Raw genomic sequence first — 26825 nt, 5'->3', positions numbered from 1 at the left:
CCAGGACGCCGAGGGGGGACTGATCAGGGCAACGCGTCCTGCCCGAGCCTGAGATGGTGCAGAAGGAGCAGTGCGGCAGCCATGTTGGCGGCCGGGACCTCACCGCGGGCGACCATGTCGGGAACGAGCTTCAGGGGAACCCATTCCCGACGGTCGGACTCGAAGTCGTCCACGGGGTGTCCGATGTACGCGCCCTCGTCGGCCCAGTAGATGTGATGCCGGGCGTCGGTGAGCCCGTTGGAGGGCTCGACACTCATCAGATGCCGCAGGGGTCCCGGCCGCCACCCGGTCTCCTCCTCCAGTTCGCGGGCCGCCGCGACGACGACGTCCTCGCCGTCCTCCACGACACCCGCGGCGAGCTCCCATCCCCAGCTGTCGGTGATGAAGCGGTGCCGCCACAGGAGCAGTACTTCGTTGGCCTCGTTCACCACGGTGGCCACGGCGACGGGCCGCAGCCGTATCAGGAAGTGATCGAGATGCCGCCCGTCCGGCAGCCCCACATCTGCGAGCTTGACGCTGAACCAGCGGTTTTCATACACAGTTTGTTCGTTCTGTTTCGTCCACTGCACGGTTCTGCCACCTTCCGCCGAGTAGATGGCAATATCGCAGCAGCAGCGTCCCGGCAGCAGAGTCGCAGCGGTCGGGGCACGGCGCAGTGGCGGTGAACACGATGGGCCCAAGCGGTGGCCGGCGTTCCGGTGGGGGGTCGTGAAGTGGCTTTCCGGGTGTTCTCTACAGCGGTACGCGCAGTGCGCCGTCGATGAGTTCCGCGGCCTCGGTCGTGCCCGAACAGCCGCTGCGCACCAGGTGCTCGCGTACCGCGCGAAGTCTGTCACGCAGCCGCTGCGACTCCATCCCCCGTGCCTGTTCCGCCATTTGCACGGCGGTCTCCACCGCCTTGTCGGCGTTGCCCTGCCGCAGCTCGATCTGACTGAGCATCGCCAGCCGGTGCACGCGCCCCCGGTCGTGCGCCGGAGTGTCGACGGCGGCCGCGGCGTGCTCCGCGGCGGCCACCAGATCGCCGAGGCTGAGCAACGCCTCCGCCACCTGTACGTTGACCAGTCCCGGCTGGACATAGCCGGTCTCGTCCGGCTCGTAACCACGCCGGATGCGCTCGGCGGCCTGCTCGGCACGCCGTATGCAGGACAGTGCGCTGCTGCCGTCGCCGAGGTGTGCGTACGCCTTGGCCTGCATCGCGTACAGGTCGGAGGCGAGCGCAGGCGTGATGTGACGCCCCGCCGCGCGCAGCGCCGCCTCGGCGAACGCGACCGCCTGCCGGTACTCACGCATGAACAGCGCCTGGTTGACGAGCAGTGCTATGACGTAGGCCCCAAGCCCCCTGTCCCCACTGGCCTTCGCCAGGCGCAGCGCCTGGTGGAAGTAGCGCTGGGCGAGTCCGTGCGCGTCGGAGTCGTAGGCGCAGATACCCGCGATGGCCACCAACCCCCCTGTTGCGCGGTGGAGTTGGCGGCCGGTGGCGTCGGTGTAGCCGCCGCGCAGCAGGGGCGCGGTCTCGGAGTTGAGGAAGCCGACGATCCGGGTGCGGGTCGCGATGCCGCCGGCCTTGCGGTACATCTGCTCGTAGTGGGCACGGGCGGCGCGCAGCATCTCGATGTCGGCCATGCTGACGTGGTGGCGGCCGCCGCGGGAGACGTCCACGTCCTCGGGCGGATTCTCCCACTCCCATACGGGCATCACCGCGGGCGTTCCGGTGACGGCCGGGGCGCCGAGGATGTGCGGGCGCTGCTGCTCGTCGGAACGCCACAGCGCGGTGGCCCGCTCGACGAAGCCGGAGAGCGACCCGGCGTGCGGGGTGGACGGTTCGCCGGGGACCCCGAGGCCGATGTCGTCGAGCGTGACGGGCCGGTGGAGCCGTCCCGCGAGCACCTCGCAGATCAGGTCGGGGACCTGGCCGCGCGGCCGCTGGCCCTTCAACCACCGTGCCACGGCGGTGTGTTCGTAGCGGAGCGCGAGACCGCGCGCCCGTCCGGCCTGGTTGACGTGGGCGGCGAGTCCCGCGTGCGAGATACCGGCCTCGTCGAGGATCGCGTCGAGCAGAGTGTTGGGCTGCATGGAAGGCCCCCCGAGTGGCTCGTTGCCGTGGGCGCCGATCGCGCCCGAGGGCGCCGGACCGCACCAGACCGTGCCCGTCACAGTAGTGCGTCCCCTTTCACACGGGGTGTGAAGGGAATGCCCGTATCCGCGCTGTACGCGCACTGTCGCAGAGAGTTTCGGACCGGTTGACTGAAATGCCTCGCAAGAGGCCGGCCGGGCCGTCGGCTCCCCCTCGTACAGTGCGGCGGCCCGACTCGCGCCGTCCGCCCGGCTGCCTGCCCGACACTCCGTGGCGGGGCGGACGGCCGATGCCGGATCGGCCGGGGCGACCGCGGGACTCCGGTTGTCCGGGCGGGTCCCGTGGCCGGTCGCGTCCGGGGCGGCGGAACCGCATGCCGCCGCCCCTAGACGCGGCCGTTCGGAGCGCGCCGCGGACGCGGGGTCCGGCACGCGGCTCGGCGACCCGCGGCCGGACAACAGCCGCTAGCGGGGCACGTGATGGGACACGCGGCCCTGTTTCAGGGGAAGGCGTCGGCGGTCGTTGCGCAGCACCAGGAGGGCCACGTCGTCGGTGGGCCGGCCGCCGGTGTGGCGCAGCACTCCGGCGAAGACCGTGCGCAGCACGGCCTGCGGCACGACGGGCCGGTCACGGACGGCCTCCGCGAGCGCCGGAAGCAGTGGGAAGAACTGTCCCTGGGTGTCCCGGGCGTCCTCGACACCGTCCGTGTGCAGGAACAGTCCCTCGCCGGGCAGGAGTCGGCCGCAGGGCTCGGCCACGAGGGCGGCCGGGAGCGGGAACGGCCCGAGCGGGGGCAGCGGTTCGGCTCGGACGAGTGGCAGGACACGCCCCCTGCCGAGCAGATAGGGCCAGGGATGGCCGCAGTTGAGGGCGTGCACCTCGCCGTCGCGGCGGATCTCCAGCAGCAGGACGGTGACGAACTCCTCGGCTGCCGGGCTGTCGGGGTCGAAGCCCGTCGAGGGGTGATCGGCCCGGTCCCCCTGGCGCAGATGCCGGGCCAGCGCCCGCTCGAGTCTTCTGAGTACACCGCCGAGTTCGGGTTCGTCGTGCGCGGCCTCGCGGAAGCTGCCGAGGACCGCGGCGACGGTCCCGATGGCGCCGAGTCCGTGCCCGCGGACATCGCCCATCACGACCCGCACCCCGTGCTCGGTGGCGATCGCCTCGTACAGATCGCCTCCGACCCCCGCGCCGCGGTCCGCGGAGAGCTGGGCAGCGGCGATGTTCAGCCCGTCGATGGACGGCGGCAGCGGGCGCAGCAGGACGTCCTGCGCGGCCCCCGCGACCTTGCGGATCTGCCGGAGCTCGCGCAGCAGCGCCCTTCTGACGTGGAGTATCAGACCGGCACCGACCGCGAAGAAGACGGCGCTGGTGACGATGCGGGCGCCGACGCCGTTCTGTTGCGCGAGAGGACAGGCCATCGTGTACGAGACCGCCAGCGCGCCCCAGACCGCGGGCAGCCCGAGGCTCAGTGCCCGGCGCAGCGGCGGCCGGCCGGCGGAACGGTGGACCCGGCGGCCGAGGCCCCGGCGTCGGCCGGGTGCGCAGTCCCCGCGGCCGACCCCGGTCCGGGGCCTGCCGCCGCGCACCGCACGGGCGAACCCGGCTCTCAGCCGGTCGCCCCGGCGCGGCCGCCCGAGCACCGCCCCGGCCGGGTCCCGCGAATGCGTCCGGAGCGTCGCCCTGCGGGGCACCCCAGCCTTGAAACGGATCATGCCGATTGGCCCCCCAATAGGCACTGACAGCACTGACAGCGCGGACGGCCTCGGAGAGACCGGTCCGATTCTGTCGACCGCCCGGCCCGGCCGGGCCGGATCGCCCGGGCATGTCACCCGAATGAGTGAGGTGTCTTCGGGCGCGCGCATTTATGCAGGCAGGAGCCACGGAAGGCCTGGAAACGGGAGCGGGGAGCCGCGCGCCCGGCCACGGACATCCGCGGCCACCGAACGGCGCACAGCTCCCCGGCACAACCGGTGGAGCCCCTAGGCTCCGCGCAGCACGGCTCCCGTGCGCTCGGCGGCCAGTGCCACCGCCGCGTCGCGCGCCGCGGACGCTTCGTCGACCGTCAGCGTGCGATCGGCGGCACGGAACCGCAGCGCGTAGGCGAGGGACTTCTTGTCCTCGCCGAGCTGCTCGCTCTCGTACTCGTCGAACAGCCGGATGGACTCGAGGAGTTCACCCGCGCCGTCGCGCAGCGCCGCTTCGACGTCCGTGTGCGGGACGGTCCTGTCGACGACCAGCGCGACGTCCTGCGTGGCGACCGGGAAGGTCGAGATCTTCGGGCCCTTGGGGTGGCCCGAGCTCGCCCGCTCCAGCACGTCCAGGTCCAGCTCCATCGCGCAGGTGCGCGCGGGCAGGCCCAGCGTCTTCAGTACACCGGGGTGCAGCTCACCGGCGTACCCGATGACCTGCTCCGCACCGTCCACGAGGACCGCGAGCTCGGCGCAGCGGCCCGGGTGCCACGGCCCGTACTGGCCGGAGCGGACGAGGAGTTCGGTCCCCGACTCGCGGGCCAGGGTGCGCGCGGCCTCGATCGCGTCGGCCCAGTCGGCCGGACGGCCCTTGCCCCACCAGCCGGCCTGCTCGCGGGCGCCCGCGAGGACGACGGCGGCGTGCCGGGGCTGGACGGGAAGCGCGGCGGTCAGGGACGCGACCTCCTCGTCGGTGGGACGGCGGTCGACGGGCAGCCGCCCGGCGACGCGCAGTTCCTCCTGCGGGTGGAAGACCAGGCCCGTCTCGAAGAGCGCCAGGTCGTGGCTGCCGCGGCCGTCGTTGCGGCGCAGGGTCTGGAGCAGACCCGGCAGCAGCGTCGTACGGAGCGCGGGCTCCTCGTCGGAGAGCGGGTTGACCAGCTTGACGACCTTGCGCTTCGGGTCGTCGTCGGCCAGGCCGAACTGGTCGAAGACGTGCTCGCCGATGAACGGGTAGTTCAGCGCCTCCACGTATCCGGCACCGGCCAGCGCGCGGCCGATCCGGCGGTTCAGCCGCTGCCGGTCGGTGAGGCCGAGACCCGCCGGGGGCTTGGGCAGCGTGGAGGGCAGGTTCTCGTAGCCCTCGAGCCGGATGACCTCTTCCGCGAGGTCGTTCGGGTCCGTCAGGTCGGGCCGCCAGGACGGCACGGTGACGATCAGCTCGTCCTGCCCGTACACGTCGCAGCCGACCTGCTGGAGGCGGCGGACGACGGTCTCGCGGCCGTAGTCGACACCGGCCACCTTGTCCGGGTGGTCCGCCGGGATGGTGATGGTGTGCGGCGCGGACGGCGCGATCACCTCGGTGACCCCGGCGTCGGCGGTGCCGCCCGCGAGGAGCACGAGCAGGTCGACGGTCCGCTGGGCCGCGGCGGACGCGGCCTGCGGGTCGACGCCGCGCTCGAAGCGCTTGGACGCCTCGGAGGCCAGCCTGTGACGGCGGGCCGTGCGCGCGATCGAGATCGCGTCGAAGTGCGCGGCCTCGATGACGACCTCGGTCGTGGTGCCCTCGGTGTCGTCGATCTCGGTGTGGGCGCCGCCCATGACGCCCGCGAGGCCGATGGGCCCGCGGTCGTCGGTGATCACCAGGTCTCCGGCGTCCAGCGTGCGCTTGACACCGTCGAGGGTGGTGATCTTCTCGCCCTGCTCGGCCCGGCGTACGCCGATCGTGCCCTGGACCCGGCTGCGGTCGTAGGCGTGCAGGGGCTGGCCGAGCTCCAGCATCACGTAGTTGGTGATGTCGACGGCCAGCGAGATCGGGCGCATCCCGGCCTTCTGCAGCCGGCGCCGCAGCCAGATCGGGGAGTGGGCGTCGGGGTCGAGGCCGGTCACCGTCCGCGCGGTGAAGCGGTCGCAGCCCATCGGGTCGGAGATCTGCACCGGGTAGCCGAACGCGTTCGGGGCCGGTACGTCGAGCAGCGCGGGGTCGCGCAGCGGCAGGCCGTACGCGATGGCGGCCTCGCGGGCCACGCCGCGCAGCGACAGTGCGTAGCCGCGGTCGGGCGTGACGGCGATGTCGAGGACCTCGTCGACGAGCTGGAGCAGCTCGATCGCGTCGGTACCGACCTCGACCTCGGGCGGCAGCACGATGATGCCGCCGGAGCCGTCGTCGCCCATGCCCAGCTCGTCGCCGGAGCAGATCATGCCGTGCGAGGTCTTGCCGTACGTCTTGCGCGCGGCGATCGCGAAGTTGCCGGGCAGGACGGCGCCGGGCAGCACCACGACGACCTTGTCGCCGACGGCGAAGTTGCGGGCGCCGCAGACGATCTCCTGGGGCTCACCGGTGCCGTTGGCGGTGCCGACGTCGACGGTGCAGAAGCGGATGGGCTTCTTGAACTCCGTCAGTTCCTCGATGGTGAGCACCTGGCCGACGACCAGGGGACCCTTGAGGTCGGCGCCGAGCTGCTCGACGGTCTCGACCTCGAGGCCTGCCGAAATGAGCTTGGCCTGGACGTCGCGCCCGGTCTCCGTCGCCGGCAGGTCGACGTACTCCCGCAGCCAAGAAAGCGGGACCCGCATCAGATCTCCATCCCGAACGGCCGGGTGAACCGGACGTCACCCTCGACCATGTCTCGCATGTCTTCTACGTTGTGACGGAACATCAGCATCCGCTCGATGCCGAACCCGAAGGCGAATCCGCTGTACTTCTCCGGGTCCACGCCACAGGCGACCAGCACCCGCGGGTTGACCATGCCGCAGCCGCCGAGCTCGATCCAGCCCTCGGAGGAGCAGGTCCGGCAGGGGCGGTCGGGGTTGCCGACGGACTCGCCCTTGCAGACGTAGCAGAGCATGTCCATCTCGGCGGACGGCTCGGTGAAGGGGAAGTAGTTCGGGCGCAGCCGGGTCTTCATGTCCGAGCCGAAGAGCGACTGGACCATGTGGTCCAGGGTGCCCTTGAGGTCGGCCATGGTCAGGCCCTCGTCGACGGCCAGCAGCTCGATCTGGTGGAAGACCGGGGTGTGCGTGGCGTCGAGTTCGTCCGTGCGGTAGACGCGGCCGGGGCACACGACGTAGACGGGCGGCTCCCGGTCGAGCATGGCGCGGGCCTGCACCGGTGAGGTGTGGGTGCGCAGCACGACACCGGACTCGCCGTCGCTGTCAGCGCCCTTGGGGCCCTGGACGAAGAAGGTGTCCTGCATCTGCCGGGCCGGGTGGTCCGGGCCGAAGTTCAGGGCGTCGAAGTTGAACCACTCCGCCTCGACCTCGGGTCCCTCGGCGACCTCGTATCCCATGGACACGAAGACGTCCGCGACCCGCTCCATCATGGTGGTCAGCGGGTGCCGGGCGCCGCTCGGTACGCGGTCGTACGGCAGGGTGACGTCCACCGCCTCCTCGACCAGTACGCGCGCGTCGCGCTCGGCCTCCAGCTCTGTCTGGCGGGCGGCGAGGGCCTTGTTCACGGCGCCGCGGGCCTGGCCGACGAGCTTGCCGGCCGCCGCCTTGGCCTGCGGGGGCAGCGCTCCGATCTCGCGGTTGGCCAGGGCCAGCGGGGAGGTGCCGCCGGTGTGGGCGACCTTGGCCTCCTGGAGCGCGTCGAGGTCACCGGCGGCCGCGAAGGCGGCGAGCGCCTCGTCCCGCATGCGCTCGATCTCTTCCGGTTTCAAGGCCTCGACCTCTACAGGGTCGTACGACTTATTAGGTGCCGACATCTCTTCCCGTGCTTCCGGTTGGCTGGCTGAGGGTCCCCGTCATCGACTCGGAGACGAATCGTCCGCAGATGAGAGGACGCAAAGGTGCCAAAGGCCGAGTCTAACGGGGGTGGGGGCCTGCCCAGGACTGGGCGTCCTCGCGGTGCTCCCGTGCGGATGCGCCCGTGGGGGCCGCTGCGGCGTTTACAGAAGGTACGCCGGGGTGCCCACGGGCAACGTAAATCGGAACTCCGCGCCCCCGCCGGGGGCACGGCCGACCGTGATGGTGCCGCCGTGGGCTTCGACGATGCCCTTGACGATGTAGAGCCCGAGGCCGGTGCCGCCGCGCTTGCTGCCCCGCCAGAAGCGGGTGAAGACGCGGTTCATGGACTCCTCCGGGATTCCGGTGCCCTCGTCGCTCACGGTGACCGACGTGACGGCGTTCGCCGTGCCCTCGTCTTCCGGCCGCTCACGCGGGGAGACCGAGGGTGCCACGTCAATGGTGACGGTTCCCTCGCCGTGCCGCACCGCATTTTCGATCAGGTTGCTGAGCACCTGGTCGATCTTGTCGGGGTCGGCCCAGAGAGCGGGCAGGGGCTGCTCGATGCGCAGCAGGAAGCGGTCGGCGGGCTGGCCCGAGGCGACGTACGCCTGGATGTGCCGGCCGACGGCGGCGCCTATGTCGACGGGCTGGCGGCGCAGTTCGAGGCGCCCGGAGTCGATGCGGGAGATGTCGAGGAGCTCGGCGATGAGCCGGGTGACACGGTTCGCGTCGGCGTCGACGGTCTCCAGCATCAGTTTCTTCTGGTCGTCGGTGAAGCGTTCCCACTTGGCGAGCAGGGTCGCCGTGAAGCCCTTGACGGAGGTGAGCGGCGAGCGCAGCTCATGGGCGACCGTGGCGATCAGCTCGGCGTGGCTGCGCTCGGTGCGGCGGCGGGCCTCGGTGTCGCGCAGGGAGACGACGACCCGGCGGACCGGTCCGGTGGGCCGGGTCCGCACATAGCGCGCGGAGACGAGGACCTCACGGCCGCCGGGGAGCAGCAGATTGCGCTCGGGCTGTCCGTTGCGGATGGCGAGACCGCCGTACGGGTCGGTCATCTGCCACCATCGGCGGCCTTCCAGGTCCTCCAGGGGGAGCGCCGATTCGAGCCGTCGGCCGAGGGCCTCGGCCGCGGGGACCGCCGTGATCCGGGCGGCGGCGGCGTTGAAGCAGATCACCCGGCCGTGTTCGTCGGCGACGACGATTCCGTCGGGCAGGTCGTCGGGGTCGATGCCGAGTCCGGCTCCGGGGCCGTCTCCGGCGGTGTCATCGTGCCGGGACGCGGATGTGCCGCGCACGTCTCGTGCTCGTAGCGCGCTCTGCGCCCCGCCCGTGCCGACACTCATCCCCGTACCCCACCTCTCGTCTGGCGCAGAGGGCCCCCGAGCCCGTCACCCTACTAGCTGCCGGTGACGGAACGGCACCCTGTGGAGGCGCGCTGTGCACGGGCTGACGCGTAGAGACATACGGCCGCGGCCGTGGCGAGGTTCAGGCTCTCGGCCTTTCCGTGGATGGGAACGCGCACGACGGCATCGGCCAGCGCACGGGTTTCCTCCGGAAGCCCCCAGGCCTCGTTGCCGAACACCCAGGCGGTGGGTCCGCCCATGGTCCCCTTGTCGAGTTCGTCGTCGAGATCGTCCTCGCCCGCGCCGTCGGCGGCGAGGATGCGGACGCCCGCGTCCTTGAGTCCGGCCACGGCCTGCTCGACGGGCACGCCGACGGCGACGGGCAGATGGAACAGGGACCCGACGGAGGCACGTACGGCCTTGGGGTTGTAGAGGTCCACGGAGGCGTCGGTGAGGACGACGGCCTCGGCGCCCGCGGCGTCCGCGCAGCGCAGCACGGTCCCGGCGTTCCCGGGGTCGCGGACGTGCGCGAGCACGGCGACGAGCTTGGGCCGGGCCTTGAGGATGTCCTCGAAGGGGGTGTCGAGGAAGCGGCAGATCCCGACGAGGCCCTGCGGGGTGACGGTGGTGGAGATGTCGGCGATGACCTGCTCTTCGGCGAGGTGCACGCGGGCGCCGGCGCCTCGGGCGTCACCGACGATGTCGGCGTAGCGCTCGGCGGCTTCGACGGTGGCGAACAGTTCCACGAGGGTGGCGGAGCCGTCGGCGCGGTGCGCCGCGGCCTCCCGGACGGCCTGCGGCCCCTCGGCGAGGAACAGCCGCTCCTTGCCCCGGAAGTTCCGCCGGGCGAGCCGCCGGGCGGCCAGGACACGCGGCGAGCGCGGGGAGATCAGCTCGGGGCTGGCGGGTGGCATTGTCTGGTTCACCTTCGATATCTGGGGACGACTGCAACCCCCTGGGGGCGCGGGCCCGTGTCGATCTGCGGCTCCGCCGCGATGGGGGTCCCCCTGTTCGAGCGGAGCCGAGAACTCGGGGGAGCGATCAGCCCCCGACGGCCGGCACCCGCACGCACAGCCTCAGCGGGCGTCAGCAGCAAAGGACCCGCAGGCTGAAACCTGCGGGTCCTTCAGTCACGTCCACGTCGGCTAGAGCCAGCGCAGCGTCACGCGGCCTTCGGCGCGTTGACGTCCGACGGCAGCGCCTTCTGCGCGACCTCGACGAGCGCGGCGAACGCGTTGGCGTCGTTGACGGCCAGCTCCGCGAGGATCTTGCGGTCCACCTCGATGTTGGCGGCCTTCAGACCCTGGATGAGGCGGTTGTACGTCATGCCGTTCTGGCGGGCCGCAGCGTTGATGCGCTGGATCCACAGCTGACGGAAGTCGCCCTTGCGCTTCTTGCGGTCGTTGTAGTTGTAGACCAGAGAGTGGGTGACCTGCTCCTTGGCCTTGCGGTACAGGCGCGAACGCTGACCGCGGTAGCCGGAGGCCGCCTCGAGGATCGCCCGGCGCTTCTTGTGGGCGTTGACTGCCCGCTTGACGCGTGCCACTTTTTAACTCCTTGTAGCGGGGCCGTGGTTGGACTCACACGGCCCGAAATCGATGGGGTCCCGGTTCAGACGTGCGGCGCCGAAGCGCCGGTACGTCACTTGCCGAGAAGCTTCTTGATCTTCGCGGCGTCGCCCGGGGCCATCTCGGCGGTGCCGGTGAGACGACGGGTCACGCGGGACGACTTGTGCTCGAGCAGGTGGCGCTTGCCGGCGCGCTCACGGAGCACCTTGCCGGAGCCGGTGATCTTGAAGCGCTTGCTGGCACCGCTGTGCGACTTGTTCTTCGGCATAGCGCCGTTCTCTCCTCGTCAGTGGCGTTCCGGTGCCCGGTCGCTGGACCGGGCACGGTGGAACGTCATATGTATGGATTGACATCCCGGGGCATGCGCCCTGGGATCAGGCCTCGGCGGATGCCTCGGCCGGGGCCTCGGCGGACTCGGCCTCGGTGGTCTCGCCCTCGACCACGTCGCCCTCGGCGATGTCGTCATCGGCGGCGTTCTGCGAACGACCGGGATTGGCCTTCGCTTCTGCCTTGCGAGCCGCCTGAGCCTCACGGGCTTCGGCCATCGCCTCGGTCTTCTTCTTGTGCGGACCGAGAACCATGATCATGTTTCGGCCGTCCTGCTTCGGGTTCGACTCGATGAACCCGAGGTCCTCGACGTCCGTAGCGAGACGCTGCAGCAGTCGGTAGCCGAGTTCCGGCCGGGACTGCTCGCGACCACGGAACATGATCGTGATCTTGACCTTGTCGCCCTGCTTGAGGAACCGGACGACGTGACCCTTTTTGGTGTCGTAGTCGTGCGGGTCGATCTTCGGCCGGAGCTTCATTTCCTTGATGACCGTGTGCGCCTGGTTCTTGCGCGCCTCACGGGCCTTCATGGCCGACTCGTACTTGAACTTCCCGTAGTCCATGAGCTTGCAGACCGGCGGGCGTGCGCTCGCGGCCACCTCGACGAGGTCGAGGTCGTACTCCTGAGCAAGCTCCAGGGCCTTGGCAAGCGGAACAATCCCGACCTGCTCGCCGCTGGGACCGACAAGTCGCACTTCGGGAACGCGAATCCGGTCGTTGATGCGGGGCTCGGTGCTGATGGATCCTCCTCGGTAGCACCACACGACGGTCTGGCGGACCGCCGCGTATGTCTCTGATGACAGTGGACCAACCACCGGGGCACATGAAAAATGCCCCGGACGGGACACAGGCGGGGCTCCATGGCTAACCGGAGCACCGCCGCAGTCAACCGCGGGGCGCACATTCGGGCGACTCCACCGTCCGTACGGAACGGTGGTGGCCACCTGACCGGATGACCCGCCGTCCCGGAGGACAGTCGGGTGGGAGATCGGAGCCTCCACTTGTGGGCCGAGCACATACGTGTCCGGCCGGTCGTTACACAAGGTTAGCAGTTCCGCCGGGTGCGCGCTAACCGGCGGCCTCCCCGCCGTCTCCCACCCGGCGGAAGACTCCCGCGGACGGGGACGCGCGCGCCGGGGCCTATCGTGGGAGGCATGAGTGACACCCCTCCCCAGAACCCCGACTACGACACCATGACCCGCGACATCGCCGAGGTCCCCGCGGTCGAGGTCATCGTGACGGTCGCCGTCAACCTGATGAGCGCCGCCGCCGTGAAGCTCGGTCTCACCGAGGAGGGCGACGAGCACAAGGACCTGGACGAGGCGCGCAAGCTGGTCACCGCGCTGGCCGGGCTGCTCGACGCGAGCACCACCGAGATCAGCTCCTTCCACGCGGCCCCGCTGCGCGACGGCCTGAAGTCGCTCCAGCTGGCCTTCCGCGAGGCGTCCCTCGTCCCGGACGAGCCGGGCCAGGGCCCGGGCGAGAAGTACACGGGCCCCGTCTACGGCTGACCCGCGTCCGTACGTCGTACGGAGACGGAGGCGGACGCGGGCCTACCCGCGTACGTACAGGGGCTCGCCCGGTGGCGTCGCCTCGGCCGGCAGCAGTGCCAGGTCGAGGCCGCGCACCAGGCGGGCCCTCAGCGTTTCGTCGGCCGCGAGCCGCTCGGCCACCGCGCGAGCGGTCTCGGCGGGGGCGGCCGACGGGTCGAGCACCAGGGCGAGAGTGCCGTCCGCCCGGCCGGGGCCGAGATGGGCGCGGACCACCAGGGGCTCGGCGGCGACCGCGGCCCGTACCGCCTCGACCACGGCGGGATCGGCGAGCGGGTCGGCGGTCGTACGCCCCTCGGCGAGCGCCAGCAGGGCGGAGCCCGTCAGCTCGTAGGACACGGGACCCGCCAGGTCCAGCACGATCGTGTCGGCCTTCTCGTGCGCCGCTGCCTCCAGGACCTGGATCAGGCGTACGGCGACGGGGCGGGCCTCCGGGTCCCAGCGGGCCAGCGCGTCGGTGGACGTGAAGGCGGGCAGGGCCGTGCGGTTCCCCGCCTTGAGCGTGGGCACCGCCATGTCGCTGGTCTTCTCGCGGCGCAGCCCGTTCTCGTCCTCCTCGACCTCGCCGAGGATGGCCACGACCGGCACGAGCAGCCGGGCGCCCCGGAGTGCCTCCAGGACCGGCGGCACGGCGGTCCGGTTCGCGGACCACGCGGCGAGCGCCGCGCTCAGCCGGGGGTCGGCGGAACCGTCGTCGTCGGAGAAGCCGGAGTCGGGAATGTTCTTGTTCGCCACGGTCCCCGACCCTATCGGGGGGATGCTGCTGTGCTTGTGCGGCCCCTGAAACCCGGCGTTGACGGGATTCATCAGTTTCTCAGTCTTCCCTGACACACCTCTAACACGCGTCTAACCGCGGACACAGCCCAGAGGTCCAGCATCGCGGGATGGACCGTCACAGAGCACGCGGGCGCCGCGCCCGGCCCTCCCGACGCAAGCCACTCCTGTACACCGCCGTGGCCTCCGCCGTCCTCGTCGGCGCCACCGCGACCGGGGCCGTGTACGTCAAGGCCCAGGCGCACGACGGCCCGGGCGCCGTATCGTCGGCGGCGGCGTCGGCATCGCCGTCTTCGTCGCCGACCGTGACCGAGGAGGCTTCGGTGGAACCTGTGGCGGAGCCCGCCGTGGACCGGGACGCACTGCTCGCGAAGGCGATGAAGGCGGTGACGGTGACGGCCGGCGCGAAGGCCTCGGTCGCCGTCCTCGATCTCGACTCCGGTGCGAGCGCCGCGTACGGGGACGCCGCGTTCGACACCGCGAGCATCGTGAAGGTGAACATCCTGGCCGCGCTGCTGCTCCAGGCACAGGACGCGGACCGGCATCTCACCGCGCAGGAGAAGACGTACGCCACCGCGATGATCGAGAACAGCGACAACGTGTCGGCGACCGCGCTCTGGAGGGCGATCGGCCGGGCCGACGGCCTGGACGCGGCGAACAAGCGCTTCGGCCTGACGGACACGGAGGGCGGCGACGGTGAGCTGTGGGGGCTGACCCAGACCACGGCGAGCGACCAACTGACGCTGCTGCGACAGGTGTTCGGTGACGACTCGGAACTCGGCGAGAGCTCCCGGTCCTACCTCCAGGGGCTCATGGGCGAGATCGCGGCCGGCCAGCGGTGGGGGGTGTCGGCCGCGGCGGACGGTTCTCAATGGGCTCTGAAGAACGGGTGGTTGGCGCGCAGTACGACCGGGCTGTGGGACATCAACAGCATCGGGCGGGTCTCGGCCGACGGCCACGCCTATCTGGTGGCGGCGCTGTCGAACGGCAACTCCACGCAGACCAAGGGCATTGCGCTGGTGGAAGCGGTGTCGAAGGCCGCGCTGTCTGCCTTCCAGGACATCGCCGAGGACTGACGCGGACGGGACCGACGGGACCGACGGGATCGACGGGACGAGTACGTCGGCCGGGGCGGCGGCGCGGACCGGACACCCGATCGGTACAGGGACCGGGTCGGTGGACTTCCTGCCACCCGCCGGTGGTGCGCGGCTCCGGATCCTAGGAACGGCCGAACAGGCGCGGGACTCTGCGACCGCGCCACAGCACCACCGAGGTGCCCAGCAGGGCCAGGCCCAGGGCGCCCGCGAGGGGGCCGGCCCAGTCGGCGGAACTGCCGCCGTCGTCAGGGGTGTCGGGGCCCGGGCCGAAGTACTTCTGGCCGTACGCCGCCGACTTGAGGCCTTCCGGCTTGAGCCGCCCGCCCGCCTCGATGGCGGCGGCGGGGTCGATGAAGCCGAAGCCGCGGGAGTCGTCACGGCCCCCGGAGGGAACGTTGCGGGCGGTGTCCTCGAGGAGCTGCTTGATCTGGGCCGGGGACAGGCCCGGGTGGGCGGCCTTGACGAGCGCGACCGCGCCGGAGACGAACGCGGACGCCGCGCTGGTGCCCCAGCCCTCGTAGTACCGGTCGTCCGGGTCGGCGATGACGACATCGACGCCCGGGGCGCTGACGGTGGCGTACCAGCGGCGGGTGGAGAAGGAGGCGCGGGTTCCGTAGCGGTCCACGGCGGTCGCCGCGATCACGCCGGGGTACGCGGCCGGGTAGGAGATGTGGTCGCCCTTCTCCCCGCCGTTGCCGGCCGAGGCGACGACGACGGCGCCCTTCTTCAGCGCGTACTGGACGGCTTCGTCCTCGGCGGGCTCGGGGTGGGCGGACTTGGAGTCGTCGCCGAGGGAGAGGTTGATGACGTCGGCGCCGTGGTCGGTGGCCCAGCGGATGCCCTCGGCGAGCGCGTTGCCCCGGGTGTTGCGGGCCTTCGAGCGGGCCGAGTCGCCGTCCTCGAGGATGACACGGACGGGCAGGACCTTGGCCTGCGGGGCGATGCCCATCACGCCGTCGGCGTCACCCGCTCCGTGGCCGTGCCCGGCGATGATGCCGGCCATGGCGGTGCCGTGCCGGGCCCAGGCCCGGTCGCCACGGCTCGCGCCGAAGCCGACCATGTCCTTCCCGGCGAGCACGTTGCCCGCGAGGTCCCGGTGCCGGGCGTCGACGCCGGTGTCCAGGACGGCGACGGTGATGCCCTTGCCCTTGGTCGTCCGCCACGCCTGCTGCGTGTGCATCGCGTCGAGGCCCCACTGCTGGGCGCGTATGCCGTCGGCGTGCGCGGCGGTCGAGGGCACCAGGGCGAGGGAGGCGGCGAGGACGGCGCCGAGGACGCCGGACCTGCGGGAGAGGCGGGGCCGACGGGCCGCCAGGGCCGCGCGGACGCGCTTCCCCGGCATCGCGCGCTGTCCGGCCGCGGCGGTGCCGGTGCCTCCGGTCGTGCCGGTCTGCCGATCGCGGCCGACGGGGCCGTCCGTGCGGGTCATGACGGCTTCTCCGTGGCCGAGGTGACGGTCTTGCGAAGGCTGCGCTCCACCCGGTCGGCCAGTCCCCGCGCCTCATGGCCGAGGCCCGCCTGGGCCACGGCCGCGGTGGAGTCCGTTTTCATGGCCTCGTCGGCGGGCTGCGGGGTGGCGACCGCGCGCCCGTCCGCGAACCCGGAGACGGAGTACACGACGACGGGGGCGTCCGTGAGGACCGACTCGGTCCAGGAGGCGCGCTGAGCCTTGCCGAAGTCCTCGGCGTCGGTGCCCTTCGCCGCGTACGGGCGGGGCATCAGGTCGGTGCGCCGGTCCAGGCCCTCCTTGCGGAAGCGGGCCTTCAGGGAGGTCATGGCCGCCGCGTCCGCCTTGGTGAACAGCAGGCCGACGGTGGTGACATGGCTGCGGGTCGCGTCCACGTAGGTGGCGCGCAGCAGCCGCAGGCAGCCGACGGGGGCGAGGGCCTGGCGCAGCAGCGGGTCGAAGGCGTCCTTGCAGCCGGTGTCGGGGGCGACGGCGATCCGCGTCCAGGTGCGGTCGGAGCCGCCGGGACCCGCCCCGTCGCCCCGCACGGTCGGCGGGAAGAGCCGGTCCACGGGCACGCTGTGCCAGAGCTCTCCGGCCGCCGCGAAGGCGCCGCGCGAACCGGGTTCGTCCGTGTCGTCCCCGGTGAGCCAACTCCCGGTCACCGCACCGCCGATGAGCCCGAGCCCGAGCACGACGCAGGCCGCGGCGGTCAGGGGACGGGGGCGGGCCCGGCCGCGGAACGGACGCACGCGCGTGGTGTCCTCGCCGTGCGTCTCGGGCTCCGCGAACGACACGAAGGGGCGCTCGACGCCCGGGGCGCCGTCCCGGGGGGCCGGAGCGAACGGGGGTGCGGCCCCGGAAGGCACCGGGGACTCCTCGTCCCGGACCGTCCCCGGCCGCCGCGTCGTCTCGGTGAACCGCTCCCCGGAAACGGGGGCATGCCCGGCCGCTCCGGACGCCGACGCCACGGGGCGCGGGGGTTCGGAGGGGCGCAGGCGCTCGGACGGGAGCGGAGGCCCGGACGGGCGCGGGGTGTCCAGCGGGTTTCCCAAGGGACGCGGAGGCTCGGGGGAACGCAGACGCTCGGACGGGCGCGGGGGCCCGGAGGGACGCGAGGGGCCGGACGGATGCGTGGGCCCGGGGTCGCGTGCGGGACCCGACTCTCGCTCCGGCGCGGCGGGGTGCGGCAACCGGGCAGGGCGCTGTCCGGGGCGGGGCGTCCCGTCCGGCTGCGACGACCCGGCGGTGTGCGGTGCCCCACCGGGACGCACCGGCGCGGCGGAGGCGGGCGCGGGCGGCGCGTCCGGGAAGCGTGCGGAGGCCGCGGGGGGCGGCGGAGCCGTCGACCCCGGCCGTCCTTCGGGACGGAGCCGGGGGAAGCGTCGGGGCTCCGGCCGGGGCGCGGGAACCTCCGGCGCGGCGTCCGACGCGGGGCGCTCCGAGGCCGCCGAGGGCGAGACCGGGCGCTCCGAAGGGGATGCCGCGGAGCCCTGCCGGCCGGTTTCCGACGTGGGGTGCTGCGCGGTGAACGGTGCCGTGGGGCGCTGCGCGGCGGACGGCGAGGTGCCGACCGAGGCCGACCTCGGCGAACCGGGCACCCCGGAACCCGGGACGCCGGCCGAGGCGGACCCCGGCCTACCGGAAGAACCGGACGCCGGCACACGTGTCGAAGCGGACCTCGGCGCACCGGGCGCGGCGGAACCCGGGACGCCGGCCGAGGCGGACCCCGGCCTACCGGGCCAACCAGACGCCGGCACGCCCGGCGAAGCGGACCTCGGCGCACCAGGCGCAGCAGACGTCGAGGCACCGGCGGAAGCAGACCTCCGCACTCCAGGGGAGACGGAACCCGGAGCGCCGGACGAGGCAGGCCCCGGTGCAGCGGGCGAGCCAGAACTCGGCGTGCCGGGCGAAGCGGACGTCGGTCTGTCACCTGAGGCAGACGTGAGGCGGCCGGGCGCGGCGGACGCTGGTGTGCCGGGCGGGGCCGGCGTGGGCGGGCCGGGCGGGGCCGACGGAGCGGACGGCGGAGTAGCAGCCGTGCCGAATGCCTCGTCCGTTTCCGCCGAGGTGTCGAAGAAGTCGAAGGAACGCGGCGGCGACGGCACCCGCGAGGCCCGCACGGTTCCCGACGCGGAACCCGCCGGAGAGGCCGGCGCGGCGGCGGAAGCCTGTGTGGAACCGCCGTCGGACGATCGGGACCCGCCCAATGACCGTCCGTTCACCGAACCGGGCCACTCCCGCGCCGACGGCGGCCCGACGGGCTGGGGCGGCACCGACGGAGCCTCCGCACGAGGCGGGCTCGCGGGACGCGGCGGGACCGGCGGAACGCGATGCGGCGTGGCACGCCCGGACCGGGACGAAGCCCCCTGCCCGGAAGACGAGGGGGGCTCGAACAGGGACTCGGAGGGCGGCTCGGCGGACCAGTCCTCTCCCGCCGACAGCCATGGCTCGGGCGACCGGGCCGGTATCGACCGAGTCGTCCCGAGGGGCGGAGTCGTCCCGACGGGCGGGTTCGCGGGAGCCGGTGGCATCGACGGGGCCGGCGGGCTCGCGGGAAGCGGCGGGTTCGCCGGAGGGGGCGGGGTCTGCGACGTCGACGGGGTCTCGGCCGGTGGGGTGCCGGGGCGCGGGGGAATCGAGGCGCGCCGCGCTTCCGTACTCATGCACCCCCCGTTTCCTCGTACCGGGCTGTCGGCAGCCGCGGAACTCGGCGAACCGTTTCGTGTGCGGAAGGGGCCCGCCACGGGCACGCATACCCGCACCGGTGGACCGTCACCCCCGGGCAGGGCCCGCCGGGGCAAGGTCGTTCCTCCCTGCGTCCGCGTCACTCTACGGGTTGACGCGCGTCCGGCGGGAACCAGTCCGAAGCCCGGCGGCATCTGCCCGGAACGTCCCCCTACCCTGCGGTAATCGAGTCTGGCAGTCTTCGGTCATGACTGCCCGTGCCGCCGACAGGGCCCGCTACGACCGGGCCACCGCTCACCTCGACGCCCCCGTCGCGATCGTGGACCTGGAGGCTTTCGACGCGAACGCGGACGATCTCGCCCGCAGGGCCGGCGGCAAGCCGATCCGTGTCGCCAGCAAGTCCGTCCGCTGCCGCACCCTCCTGGAACGCGTCCTGGACCGGGACGGCTTCGCGGGAATCATGTCCTTCACCCTCGCCGAGTCGCTGTGGCTGGCCAGGTCGGGTTTCGACGACGTCCTGCTCGCCTATCCGTCGGCCGACCGCAAGGGCTACGCCGAGCTGACCGGCGACCCCAAGCTCGCCGCCGCGGTCACCGTCATGGTCGACGACCCGGCGCAGCTCCGTCTCATCGACGAGGCGCGCCAGGGCGGCACCGAAGTCGTGCGGGTCTGCCTGGAGCTGGACACCTCGCTCAAGCTGTTCGGCGGCCGGGTCCGGGTCGGCGCGCTGCGTTCCCCGCTGCACTCCCCCGCCCAGGTGGCCGAGATGGCCCGCGCCGTCAAGCGCGCGCCGGGCTTCAAGCTGGTGGGGATCATGGCGTACGAGGGCCACATCGCGGGCGTCGGCGACGCGATCGCGGGGCGGCCGCTGCGCTCGCGTGCGGTGCGGCTGATGCAGGCCACGGCCCGCAAGGAGCTCGTCCAGCGGCGCGCGGAGGTCGTCCGGGCCGTACGGGCGATCGAGCCGGACCTCGAGTTCGTCAACGGCGGCGGCACCGGCAGTGTCCAGCACACGGCGGCCGAGGACGCGGTCACCGAGATCGCGGCCGGTTCGGGGCTCTACGTGCCGAGGCTCTTCGACAACTACACGTCGTTCAGCGGACGTCCGGCCGCACTGTTCGCCCAGCCCGTCGTGCGTCGGCCGGGCGTGGGTGTGGTGACCGTGCTGGGCGGCGGATACCCGGCGTCGGGCGCCCCGGGCCCCGACCGGCTGCCGGTCCCGTATCTGCCGGAGGGGCTGGTGTACGACCCCCAGGAGGGTCCCGGCGAGGTGCAGACCCCGCTGCTCGGGGCCCCGGCGGACGATCTGCTCATCGGCGACAAGGTGTGGTTCCGGCACGCCAAGGCCGGTGAGCTGTGCGAGCGGTTCGACACCCTGCACCTGGTCGAGGGCGACTCGGTCACGGCCACCGTCCCGACGTATCGCGGTGAGGGCCACACCTTCCTCTGATCCAGTGGAGGCCGCCCTCTGACCCGGTGAAGGCCACCCCTCCCCCTGATCCGGTGAGGGCCGCTCGCCCTCCGCTGATCATCTGAGGGCGGCCCGCTCCCGTACCCCCGTGTCCGGAGGGGGCGGTCACCCGGCTGCACCGTCGCGGTTCACTTCGACGGGCCGATGCTGCTGCCCACACCGCTGTCTCCGTCCTTGTCGCCGACCGACCGGATCCCCTTGGTGATCCGGTCCATGTCGGAGAGCGGCGGCCCGTCGGGACCGGCGTCGAAGGCGAACCGGACGATGACCGGGGACTCCGAGCCCACGCTGGACGGGAAGGCCAGCGACTCGACGTAACCCCCGGGCCCCACACCGGTCTTGACCTTCCAGCGCACGAAGTATCCGGCGCGCCCGGCGACGGCCACCGAGCCGGCCTTCACCAGCCGGTGCGACGTGATGCCCCGGAAGGGGCGGCTGTCGACGAGGTCGTGTTCGTACGCGCTGTCGGCGGCGTCCTCGATGTCCCCCTCGGCGAGGGCCTTCGGGGACGTCTCGTCGGTGGCCGTGGCGGTGCGCGAGACGACCCGGCCGTGCCGGCACAGACCGGGGTCGCCGGGGCAGTCGTAGGTGCCCGGGGTCGTCATCACCGTGTCGTGGTCGGAGACGTACTTCGGTCGTTCCCAGCCGTCGAGCAACGGGAAGGTTATGCCGTTGAGTTCGTCCACGACGACGGACGGGTCACCGGCCGAGGGCGAGGGGCCGGAGGGGGAGGGCGACGGGCTGCCGGTGTCCGTGGGAGACGCGGCGGCCGGTGTGGTCTGTGCCGCGGCCTCTTCGCCGCCGTCGTCGTCGCGCAGCAGCACGGCGCCCGTGACGATCGCGGCGACGAGGACGACGGCGGCGGTCACGAGCGCGACGGCCTTGGCCCGCCCGGAGCCGCCGTCTCCGGGCGACTCCGGCTGCGCCAGGGGCTGTTGGGGGACCTCGGGCTGGCGCCGGTGGTCGGTCCAGGCGGCCCCGTCCCACCATCGCTCGACGAGGGGGTACGACGGGTCGCGGTACCAGCCGGGTGGAGGCGTCATGCTCATCCCAGCACTCTAGGACGTGCCGCGAAGATCAATGCACGGTGTCCGCCAGGTCGGGCACGACCGAGCCGTCCGGCCTGCGGACCGGCCCGGGAGTGCCGTCCGGTGCGGTGTACGCGCTCGTGGAGCACGGGTAGAGACCCTGTCTGCGGGGCAGCGGCTCGATGAACATCGGGTTGATCACCCAGCGGCCGTCGGCGTCGTCATAGGCCCGGCACATGAGTTCACCCTTGTTGCGGTTGAGGACGAGATGGGCGCCGGTGGCGTCGCCGACGAAGGTGACGTCGGTGTCGGCGTCTCCGGCCGCGATCGCGGTCCGGTGGCGGGCGTCCTGCCGCTGCCAGGCGGCGGCGCCGCGCACTCCGTAGACCTCCTGGTTGAGCCAGCAGCGTTTCCCGTCGATGTACGGGATGGCCTCGCCGCGGCTCGCGGGGACGTCGCCGCAGCCCTCGTTCCGGGTGGTGATCCGGCCGTGCCGGTCGAGGACGGAGCGGATCGCGATGGTGTGTGCCGCGTCGATGCCGACGCCGCGTGACCAGACCTCGGTGACGGGCTCGGAGCCGGCCGAGACGATGTACACGTCGAATCCGGCGCGTCGGAGCGTACGGATGAGATCGCGCTGCCGGTCGTAGTAGCGGACGTACGCCGGGACGGTGTGGGTGCCGAGCGTGCGGGTCGCGCCGACGGGCGCCGCGAGGGCTTCGGCGCGGGCGCGGCGGGCGTACGCCGACAGTTCGGCGACGGTGTGTCCGGCGAACAGCTGGGGGACCCAGGCGTACTGCGGGACGGTGCGCCGGTGGTTCCAGTCACCGGCGAACGCGGCGGCGCCGCTCATGGTCCTGCCGGTCTCACGGATCTCGAGGATCTCGTCGGTGCAGCGCGGGCTGGTCGCGGTCGGCAGGGGCGCGCCCGCCGGCACACGGGTGCCGCAGGCGGCGGTGAGAGCGGTGTCCGCCGCGTCGGTGAGCCACGCGCTGGTGGCCTTCCAGCTCGCCGGGCGCAGGATCCTGTCGTGGCGCAGCGCCCAGGAGACGGTGGCGTCGGTGACGTCGTTCTTGGTGACCGTGTTGTCCCAGTCGAAGGCGGCGACCGGCCGGCCGCCGTTCCCGTTGCCGTCCCCGGCGCAGGTACCGCGGGCGTCGATGACCTCTTGCAGGCGGGCCCGGTTGTCGCCGTACCAACCGGCGGACAGGTGGGGGCAGTCCGCGGGCGGGGCGGGGGCGGTGGGCGGCGAGGCCGCCAGGGTGGCGGCCGCGGCCAGGGTCCACGCGAAAATGTGCCGGTACGGTCGGAATCGTCGGTGTCGCATGACCTGTGGACCGTACCGGCAGACGGCCTACAGAGGCGTGACGTACGCGCCCGAGATGCCTCCGTCCACCAGGAAGTCGGTGGCGTTCACGAAGGAGGAGTCGTCGCTGGCGAGGAACGCGACGGCCGCCGCGATCTCGTCCGCCTCGGCGAACCGGCCGACCGGGATGTGCACCAGCCGTCGTGCGGCCCGCTCGGGGTCCTTGGCGAACAACTCCTGGAGCAAAGGGGTGTTGACGGGGCCGGGGCACAGGGCGTTGACCCGGATGCCCTCCCGTGCGAACTGGACGCCCAGCTCCCGGGACATGGCCAGCACCCCGCCCTTGGAGGCCGTGTACGAGATCTGCGAGGTCGCCGCGCCCATCCGGGCCACGAAGGACGCCGTGTTGATGATGGAACCCCTGCCCTGGCGGCGCATGTAGGGGATGGCCGCCTTGCAGCACAGGTAGACGGAGGTGAGGTTGACCTCCTGGACGCGCTTCCAGGCCTCCAGGCCCGTGTCCAGGATGGAGTCGTCGTCCGGCGGCGAGATGCCCGCGTTGTTGAAGGCGATGTCGACGGAGCCGTAGGTGTCGTACGCCGTCCTGAAGAGCGTCTCGGCCTGCTCGGGGTCGGTCACGTCGACCTGGACGAAGGTCCCGCCGACTTCCTCGGCCACGGCCTTGCCGCCCCGCTCGTCGATGTCGCCGCAGACGACGTGCGCGCCCTCGGAGGCGAGTCGGCGCGCGGTGGCGAGGCCGATGCCGCTGGCGGCGCCGGTGATGACGGCGGTACGGCCGACCAGGCGGCGGCAGATGGTCTCTGGGGTGTCTGCGGTCACTGTGCGGGGCCCTCCGTGCTGATGAAGACGTTCTTGGTCTCGGTGAAGGCGGTGAGGGCGTCCGGGCCGAGTTCGCGGCCGATTCCCGACTGCTTGAAGCCGCCGAAGGGGGTCCAGTAGCGGACGCTGGAGTGGGAGTTGACGGACAGGTTCCCGGCGCGGACGGCCTGGGAGACGCGCAGGGCGCGGCCGACGTCGCGGGTCCAGATGGAGCCGGACAGGCCGTAGTCGGTGGCGTTGGCGAGCCGGATCGCGTCGGCCTCGTCCTCGAAGGGCAGCACGACGGCGACGGGTCCGAAGACCTCCTCGACGGCCACGCGCGCGTCGGACGCGACGCCGGTGAGGACGGTGGGCGCGAACCAGAAGCCGGGGCCCTCGGGCGCCTTGCCCCGGATACCGGGCGCGTCGGCGTCGACGTAGGACCGTACGCGCTCCAGTTGGGTCCTGGAGATCAGCGGACCCATCTGCGTCCCCTCGTCGGCGGGGTCGCCCACGACGACGGATTCGACGGCCGGGGCGAGGAGTTCGAGGAAGCGGTCGTGGACGGAGCGCTGGACGAGGATGCGGGTCCGGGCGCAGCAGTCCTGGCCGGAGTTGTCGAGGAACGACATGGGGGCGGCTGCCGCGGCGGCCTCGATGTCGGCGTCGGCGAAGACGATGTTGGGACTCTTGCCGCCGAGTTCGAGAGTGACGCGCTTGAGGAGGGCGGAGCCCTTGGCAAGCACCTGCTTGCCGACGGCCGTCGAGCCGGTGAAGACGATCTTCGCGACGCCGGGGTGTCCGACGAGCGCGTCGCCCGCGACCGGGCCCGTGCCCGGCAGCACCTGGAAGAGGTGTTCCGGCAGGCCCGCCTCCAGGGCGAGTTCGGCCAGCCGCAGTGCCGTCAGCGGGGTCGTCTCGGCGGGTTTGAGGATGACGGCGTTGCCTGCGGCGAGGGCCGGCGCGGTGCCCCAGGCGGCGATGGGCAGGGGGAAGTTCCAGGGCGCGATGACCCCGACGACGCCGAGCGGTTCGAGGAGGGTGATGTCGAGGCCGCCCGGTACGGGGATCTGGCGGCCGGTCAGGCGCTCCACTCCCCCGGCCGCGTAGTCGAGCAGATCACGGACGTTGCCCGCCTCCCAGCGGGCGTTGCCGAGGGTGTGGCCGGCCTCGCGGACCTCCAGGCGGGCCAGTTCCTCGATGTGGTCGTCGACGACGGCCGCGAAGCGGCGCAGCAGCCGGGCGCGGTCGGCCGGCGCGAGGGCGGCCCAGCCGGCCTGCGCCCTGGTGGCCCGTACGACGGCGTCCCCGACGTCCTGGGCGGTGGCGGCCGGGACGGTGGCGACGACCTCTTCGGTGGCGGGGTTCAGTACCCGGAGTTCGTGGTCGTGCGGGTGCGGGTGCGGCAAGGGGGGCCTCACATGCGTTCGAAGGAGCGGCGCAGCTCCCAGTCGGTCACCGCGGCGTCGAAGGCTTCCAGCTCGACGCGCGCCATGTTGCGGTAGTGCGCGACCACCTCGTCTCCGAAGGCGGCCCGGGCGATGGGGCTGTTCTCCCAGAGTTCGGCGGCCTCGCGCAGGGTCGTGGGGACGTGCGCGTACGCGGAGGTGTAGGCGTTGCCGGCGCACGCCTCGGGCAGCTCCAGCTTCTGCTCGACGCCGTACAGACCGGCCGCGACGAGTCCGGATACGGCCAGGTGCGGGTTGACGTCGCCGCCGGGCAGCCGGTTCTCGAAGCGCATCGAGCGGCCGTGGCCGACGACGCGGAGCGAGCAGGTGCGGTTGTCGTACCCCCAGGCCACGGCGGTCGGCGCGAAGGAGCCGGGCTGGAAGCGCTTGTACGAGTTGATGTTGGGCGCGTACAGGAGCGAGAAGTCGCGCAGGGCGGCCAGTTGTCCGGCGAGGAAGTGGCGCATGACCTCGGACATGCCGCCGGGGTCCTTGGCGGAGCCGGCCATCACGTTCCTGCCGTCGGCGTCGGCGAGCGAGAGGTGGATGTGGCAGGAGTTGCCCTCGCGCTCGTTGTACTTCGCCATGAAGGTGAGCGAGACGCCTTCCTGGGAGGCGATCTCCTTGGCGCCGGTCTTGTAGACGGCGTGCTGGTCGCAGGTGACGAGGGCCTCGTCGTACTTGAAGGCGATCTCGTGCTGGCCGGGGTTGCACTCGCCCTTGGCGGACTCGACGGTGAGGCCCGCGGCCTGCATCTCGTTGCGGATGCGGCGCAGCAGGGGCTCGATGCGGCCGGTCCCGAGGACCGAGTAGTCGATGTTGTACTGGTTGGCCGGGGTGAGCCCGCGGTAGCCGGTGTCCCAGGCCTGTTCGTAGGTGTCCTTGAAGACGATGAACTCCAGCTCGGTGCCGACCTGCGCGGTGTAGCCGAGTTCGGCGAGGCGGTCGAGCTGGCGGCGCAGGATCTGGCGGGGCGCGGCCACCACCGGGGAGCCGTCGTTCCAGGCGAGGTCGGCGATGAGCAGGGCCGTGCCCTCGTTCCACGGGACGCGCCGCAGGGTGCCGAGATCGGGGTGCATGGCGAAGTCGCCGTAGCCCCGGTCCCAGGAGGACATGGCGTATCCGTCGACGGTGTTCATGTCGGTGTCGACGGCGAGGAGGTAGTTGCAGCCTTCCGTGCCGTGCTCCAGGACCTCGTCGAGGAAGAAGGCCGCGGCGAACCGCTTGCCCTGGAGCCGCCCCTGCATGTCGGGGAAGGCCAGGACGACCGTGTCGATGTCCCCGGCCTCGACGAGACGGCGCAGTTCTTCGACGGAGAGCGGGGGTGTGCGGTCTGCCACCGGAAAAGCCTCCTTGGGTCAGCCGAGAGCCATAAGGTATTGCGGAGAACCATTGCTTGGGAAGGGGGCGCGACCGGATGACGCAGGCGGAACCCGACCGCGGGACGGACGACCGGCTGACGCCGGTGCTGCGGCCGGTGCGGGCGGGCAACGGTTTCGAGGAGGCGCTGGAGCAGATCCTCCAGATCGTCCGGCTCGGCCTGGTGCCGGGCGGTGAACGGCTGCCCGCGGAGCGGGAGCTGGCGGAGCGGCTCGGGATCAGCCGGGTGACGCTGCGCGAGGTCCTGAAGGTGCTCCAGGACCAGGGCCTGGTCGAGTCGCGGCGCGGGCGCTACGGCGGCACCTTCGTGCTGGCGCGGACGGACACACCCGGCGAGCACGAGCTGCGCCGCCGGGTCGCCGCGGTCGACATCGAGGACGTACTGCGTTTCCGCGAGGTCCTGGAGGTGGGCGCGGCCGGGCTGTGCGCGACGCACGGGCTCGACTCGGAGCAGGCCGGCCGGCTGCGCGAGGCGCTGGCCCGGACGAACGACGCCCCGCTGACCGACTACCGCCGGCTGGACACCATGCTCCACCTCACCCTCGCGGAACTGTGCGGCTCCCCCTCGCTCACCGCGCGGTACGCGGCGGTCCGCGCCTCGGTCAACGACCTCCTGGACTGCATCCCGCTCCTCGTCCGCAACCTGGAGCACTCCCAGCGCCAGCACACCGCCCTCGTCGAGGCGGTTCTCGACGGGGACGCGGACGGGGCGCGGGAGATGATGCGCGAGCACTGCGCGGGCACGGCGGCGCTGCTGCGGGGTTTCCTGGCCTGAGCGGACGGGGTGCGAGGAGCCCGTGGCGTTTCCCTCCCTCGCCCCGCAAAGGTATGAGACCTTTCCATTGAGGTCGCGTGGGCGTCGTGGCGAC

General features: G+C 72.4%; 22 protein-coding genes. 4 read left to right on the top strand and 18 right to left on the bottom strand.

The features are described from left to right. Positions 1 to 23: 23 nt before the first annotated feature. The 10 genes from OOK38_RS25820 to infC all read right to left on the bottom strand — a co-directional run bounded on the left by OOK38_RS25820 (position 24) and on the right by infC (position 11712). Positions 24 to 569, bottom strand: a complete 546-nt coding sequence (locus OOK38_RS25820) for an NUDIX hydrolase (RefSeq protein WP_266756707.1) — start codon at positions 567 to 569, stop codon at positions 24 to 26. Between the two features lie 163 nt (positions 570 to 732). Then, positions 733 to 2073 carry a transcriptional regulator gene (locus OOK38_RS25815; protein ID WP_266756709.1) on the bottom strand — a complete coding sequence of 447 codons (1341 nt, stop codon included), beginning with the start codon at positions 2071 to 2073 and terminating at the stop codon, positions 733 to 735. Between the two features lie 465 nt (positions 2074 to 2538). After that, positions 2539 to 3492: a PP2C family protein-serine/threonine phosphatase gene (locus tag OOK38_RS25810; RefSeq protein WP_266765597.1), complete on the bottom strand. Its 954-nt coding sequence runs from the start codon at positions 3490 to 3492 to the stop codon at positions 2539 to 2541. 561 nt (positions 3493 to 4053) lie between these two features. Continuing rightward, complete coding sequence (gene pheT / locus OOK38_RS25805; RefSeq protein ID WP_266756711.1) at positions 4054 to 6558, bottom strand: phenylalanine--tRNA ligase subunit beta; 2505 nt, start codon at positions 6556 to 6558, stop codon at positions 4054 to 4056. Further along, positions 6558 to 7688, bottom strand: a complete 1131-nt coding sequence (gene pheS / locus OOK38_RS25800; RefSeq protein WP_266756712.1) for a phenylalanine--tRNA ligase subunit alpha — start codon at positions 7686 to 7688, stop codon at positions 6558 to 6560. Before pheS ends, pheT begins: the two co-directional genes overlap by 1 nt. Positions 7689 to 7871: 183 nt before the next feature. After that, complete coding sequence (locus tag OOK38_RS25795; RefSeq protein ID WP_266756714.1) at positions 7872 to 9053, bottom strand: ATP-binding protein; 1182 nt, start codon at positions 9051 to 9053, stop codon at positions 7872 to 7874. Positions 9054 to 9106: 53 nt separating this feature from the next. Further along, positions 9107 to 9967 carry an RNA methyltransferase gene (locus OOK38_RS25790; RefSeq protein WP_266756716.1) on the bottom strand — a complete coding sequence of 287 codons (861 nt, stop codon included), beginning with the start codon at positions 9965 to 9967 and terminating at the stop codon, positions 9107 to 9109. A 248-nt stretch (positions 9968 to 10215) separates the two neighbouring features. Then, positions 10216 to 10599 (bottom strand): 50S ribosomal protein L20, encoded by a 384-nt coding sequence (gene rplT / locus OOK38_RS25785; protein WP_003970214.1) that lies wholly within the window; start codon positions 10597 to 10599, stop codon positions 10216 to 10218. A 95-nt stretch (positions 10600 to 10694) separates the two neighbouring features. Beyond that, positions 10695 to 10889, bottom strand: a complete 195-nt coding sequence (gene rpmI, locus OOK38_RS25780; RefSeq protein ID WP_006374321.1) for a 50S ribosomal protein L35 — start codon at positions 10887 to 10889, stop codon at positions 10695 to 10697. A gap of 106 nt (positions 10890 to 10995) precedes the next feature. Continuing rightward, complete coding sequence (gene infC / locus OOK38_RS25775) at positions 10996 to 11712, bottom strand: translation initiation factor IF-3 (protein WP_266765598.1); 717 nt, start codon at positions 11710 to 11712, stop codon at positions 10996 to 10998. Between the two features lie 390 nt (positions 11713 to 12102). Between infC and OOK38_RS25770 the strand changes: the two genes are divergently transcribed. After that, positions 12103 to 12459, top strand: a complete 357-nt coding sequence (locus OOK38_RS25770; protein WP_266756722.1) for a DUF1844 domain-containing protein — start codon at positions 12103 to 12105, stop codon at positions 12457 to 12459. Between the two features lie 42 nt (positions 12460 to 12501). Here OOK38_RS25770 and OOK38_RS25765 read toward each other — a convergent pair whose 3' ends face one another. Beyond that, the gene (locus tag OOK38_RS25765; protein WP_266756724.1) at positions 12502 to 13233 is read right to left on the bottom strand and encodes an SseB family protein; all 732 of its coding nucleotides are present in this window, start codon (positions 13231 to 13233) and stop codon (positions 12502 to 12504) included. Between the two features lie 149 nt (positions 13234 to 13382). Between OOK38_RS25765 and OOK38_RS25760 the strand changes: the two genes are divergently transcribed. Then, positions 13383 to 14348, top strand: a complete 966-nt coding sequence (locus tag OOK38_RS25760) for a serine hydrolase (protein ID WP_266756726.1) — start codon at positions 13383 to 13385, stop codon at positions 14346 to 14348. 142 nt (positions 14349 to 14490) lie between these two features. Here the strand turns inward: OOK38_RS25760 and mycP are convergent, their stop codons facing one another. Together mycP and OOK38_RS25750 are read right to left on the bottom strand one after the other, a co-directional pair. Then, positions 14491 to 15711, bottom strand: coding sequence for a type VII secretion-associated serine protease mycosin (mycP, locus tag OOK38_RS25755; protein WP_266765599.1), 1221 nt, complete (start codon positions 15709 to 15711; stop codon positions 14491 to 14493). 83 nt (positions 15712 to 15794) lie between these two features. Further along, positions 15795 to 16685 carry a hypothetical protein gene (locus OOK38_RS25750; RefSeq protein ID WP_266756728.1) on the bottom strand — a complete coding sequence of 297 codons (891 nt, stop codon included), beginning with the start codon at positions 16683 to 16685 and terminating at the stop codon, positions 15795 to 15797. A gap of 2066 nt (positions 16686 to 18751) precedes the next feature. On the opposite strand from OOK38_RS25750, the gene OOK38_RS25745 reads away from it, so the two are divergent. Then, positions 18752 to 19954: an amino acid deaminase/aldolase gene (locus tag OOK38_RS25745; RefSeq protein ID WP_266756730.1), complete on the top strand. Its 1203-nt coding sequence runs from the start codon at positions 18752 to 18754 to the stop codon at positions 19952 to 19954. 149 nt (positions 19955 to 20103) lie between these two features. Here the strand turns inward: OOK38_RS25745 and OOK38_RS25740 are convergent, their stop codons facing one another. The 5 genes from OOK38_RS25740 to OOK38_RS25720 are packed head-to-tail and all read right to left on the bottom strand — an operon-like array spanning position 20104 to position 25916. Beyond that, positions 20104 to 21024: a DUF2510 domain-containing protein gene (locus OOK38_RS25740; RefSeq protein ID WP_266756732.1), complete on the bottom strand. Its 921-nt coding sequence runs from the start codon at positions 21022 to 21024 to the stop codon at positions 20104 to 20106. Between the two features lie 28 nt (positions 21025 to 21052). Beyond that, positions 21053 to 22330: a haloacid dehalogenase-like hydrolase gene (locus tag OOK38_RS25735; RefSeq protein WP_266756734.1), complete on the bottom strand. Its 1278-nt coding sequence runs from the start codon at positions 22328 to 22330 to the stop codon at positions 21053 to 21055. A 27-nt stretch (positions 22331 to 22357) separates the two neighbouring features. After that, the gene (locus tag OOK38_RS25730) at positions 22358 to 23149 is read right to left on the bottom strand and encodes a 3-oxoacyl-ACP reductase (protein ID WP_266756735.1); all 792 of its coding nucleotides are present in this window, start codon (positions 23147 to 23149) and stop codon (positions 22358 to 22360) included. Beyond that, positions 23146 to 24537, bottom strand: coding sequence for an aldehyde dehydrogenase (locus OOK38_RS25725; RefSeq protein ID WP_266756737.1), 1392 nt, complete (start codon positions 24535 to 24537; stop codon positions 23146 to 23148). The genes OOK38_RS25730 and OOK38_RS25725 overlap by 4 nt, the downstream gene beginning before the upstream one ends. Positions 24538 to 24545: 8 nt before the next feature. Beyond that, positions 24546 to 25916, bottom strand: coding sequence for a glutamine synthetase family protein (locus tag OOK38_RS25720; protein WP_266756739.1), 1371 nt, complete (start codon positions 25914 to 25916; stop codon positions 24546 to 24548). A gap of 77 nt (positions 25917 to 25993) precedes the next feature. Between OOK38_RS25720 and OOK38_RS25715 the strand changes: the two genes are divergently transcribed. Continuing rightward, positions 25994 to 26731 (top strand): FadR/GntR family transcriptional regulator, encoded by a 738-nt coding sequence (locus tag OOK38_RS25715; protein ID WP_266756741.1) that lies wholly within the window; start codon positions 25994 to 25996, stop codon positions 26729 to 26731. Positions 26732 to 26825 lie beyond the last annotated feature (94 nt).

This window comes from Streptomyces sp. NBC_00568 (assembly GCF_026341855.1).
Lineage (GTDB): Bacteria > Actinomycetota > Actinomycetes > Streptomycetales > Streptomycetaceae > Streptomyces.
Note: the sequence above shows the minus strand (reverse complement) of the source record. Positions and strands in the feature narration are given on the sequence as shown.